The 2,291-nt window shown below is 55.4% G+C and carries 3 protein-coding genes; all 3 read right to left on the bottom strand.

Annotated features, from left to right (window positions below; all coding sequences use genetic code 11):
* On the bottom strand, nt 1-498 hold a 498-nt coding region (locus tag ACXJ5O_RS24800; protein WP_457302227.1), incomplete at its 3' end, for a cell division protein FtsZ.
* Nucleotides 499-886: 388 nt separating this feature from the next.
* Nucleotides 887-1,102: a peptidoglycan-binding domain-containing protein gene (locus ACXJ5O_RS24795; protein ID WP_457302226.1), complete on the bottom strand. Its 216-nt coding sequence runs from the start codon at nt 1,100-1,102 to the stop codon at nt 887-889.
* A 251-nt stretch (nt 1,103-1,353) separates the two neighbouring features.
* Nucleotides 1,354-2,291, bottom strand: a 938-nt coding sequence (locus ACXJ5O_RS24790) for a mandelate racemase/muconate lactonizing enzyme family protein (protein WP_457302225.1), incomplete at its 5' end; no start/stop codon positions are given.

The following is a 2,291-nucleotide window of genomic DNA, read 5'->3' as shown; positions in this document are numbered from 1 at the left end:
GACGATGAGCGTATCGGCGCTGTCTCGCAGCAATTCGAGCCCGTCCTCTGCGAACTTCATGCGGCGGGTCCCTTCAAAATTGAATGGCTTCGTCACGACAGCCACCGTCAATATGCCGGCGTCGCGTGCTGCCCGTGCGATCACGGGAGCAGCTCCTGTCCCAGTTCCACCGCCCATACCGGCGGTTACGAAACACATATGAGTTCCGTTGAGATAGTCCATGATCTCGTCGATGCTTTCCTCAGCCGCCGCCCGCCCGATTTCCGCTTGCGATCCGGCTCCAAGGCCTTGCGTTACATTCACACCGAGCTGTATCAAGCGGCCAGCCTTCGACATGGTCAGTGCCTGGGCATCGGTATTCGCGACCACGAATTCCGTTCCCTGAAGCCCCTCGCGGATCATGTTGTTGACGGCGTTGCCGCCACCACCGCCGACACCAATCACAGTTATATTTGGCTTCATTTCGGTGATTTCCGGATGCTTGGAGTTGCTCGACATCACTTTGTCCTTCCTTGCCTGCAGCGAACTGGCATAGTTGGCACGGGATGGGATTGCCGGATGAAATACCGAAAACGAATCAAATCAGCTCATCCCGAGCAAGGGATATGAATCAGACATGCGTCTTTGACGCAACCTTTGGCTCGGCCTCCCTATCGATGACGGGCGCTGCTGCGGAATTTTACAACGACAGTCGATGACTCAGCGATAACTTTATTTGGCAGGTCTCGAGGCGGGCATTGTCACATTGCATACGGTTTTTGTTCGTTGCGCAGGAACTTTTCCGTCGCCATTTACAAGAACAATCGCTTTGCGCCAAAGATCATCGCGCCCCGGTCTGGCTGTACTATCTGTTCCCGCTGGGGCTGCGTGACCGTGTCGGTGCCGATCATCGGGCACCCGTCTCCAGCCTGCTGATTACATCGGGGTCGATTGTGCCGTCCGGGGGCATCCCCGTTATCTTTTCGAAATTGGCCACCGTCTTGGTAACATTCTTTCCATAAATGCCGTCGATCACGCCCGGCGGCGTACCTGCGCGGTCGAAGAGAACCTGAAGGCGGACGATCGCAGGATCGGGATCCGCTGATGGTTTGGAGCCACGCACCGTCGGGATTGTGGACAGGGATGCAGAATTGATCGCGTCGGGTTTGACCTCTGCGGCYTCAGATGGAAGCGATCACGAAGATCGTGGACATTCCAACAAAAGTCTTCATGTCAGCTCAAATAGAGTTGCGATGAAGATGTTCCGAAATAATTGTTCTTCTGTGTGAGCGTGTCATCAAGTACGCTTTTCTGTGAGGCTTTTGATTGCGGCATTTCGAGARACCGGTAGATCGCGGCTGATTGCGTGCAATCCTATTGATCAACCACAGATCCATCCTTGTGCAGTCTGGTATGAATTTTTCGTGGTCTGTAAGGGAATTTCTCGGCAGCGTCCGGTCGCAGCGTGACGCCTATGCCGGGTTCGTCGCTGATAGTCAGGAATCCTTCTCCGTCGTGACGGGCCGCACCTACAAGAAAACTGTCGGAGTCCGGGCGTTTGTCGGTTACATCCCAGGTATCGTTCGGAAACTCCTGCAAGACAAAATTCGGCGCTGTCGCGGCGATCTGCAAGCACGCAGCCGTTGACACTGCACTGAGTGGATTGTGTGGAACGACACCGGCGTGCGAGGCTTCTGCCAAGGCGGCGATTTTACGAGCGCCAGAAATGCCGCCGACGATACAGACATCGGGCCGCACAAGCTGGACTGCGTTGCGTGCTAGCAGCATCTGGAATTCCCAAAGAGATGTCATGCGCTCTCCGGTCGCGATCGGGATTGATATTTTTTCTGCTACGTATGCCATCTCATCAAGATTGTCGGGCAGGATCGGATCTTCGATAAAGAGCGGATAGAACGGCTCAATCGCCCGTCCAAGCTGCACCGCTTCATAGGGCATCATCCGCCGATGGATTTCGATGCAAAGATCCATCTCGGGGCCAGCGATCTTCCGGTATTCCCGGACGGTCTCGACGGCATCGCCAATCTTCTGGGCATGGGTCTGGAAATAGGCCACGTCACGCTGGGTGTCGAGAAATGGTGTCAGGTGTCCGACGGCTGTAAATCCCATTTTCTTGGCGTCTTCAATGCCGGAGAACAGCTCCTCCTTTGTTTCACCGAAGACGTGGTAATAGGCGCGTGCCTTATCGCGGACTTTGCCGCCCAGAAGCGCGTGGACGGGTGCGTCGAAATGTTTTCCGGTAATATCCCAGAGCGCGATGTCGATGGCGCTGATTGCAGCCATGACGGCGGAGC

Source organism: Phyllobacterium sp. P5_D12, assembly GCF_054049495.1.
This window is presented reverse-complemented; position numbering and strand designations above follow the sequence as displayed.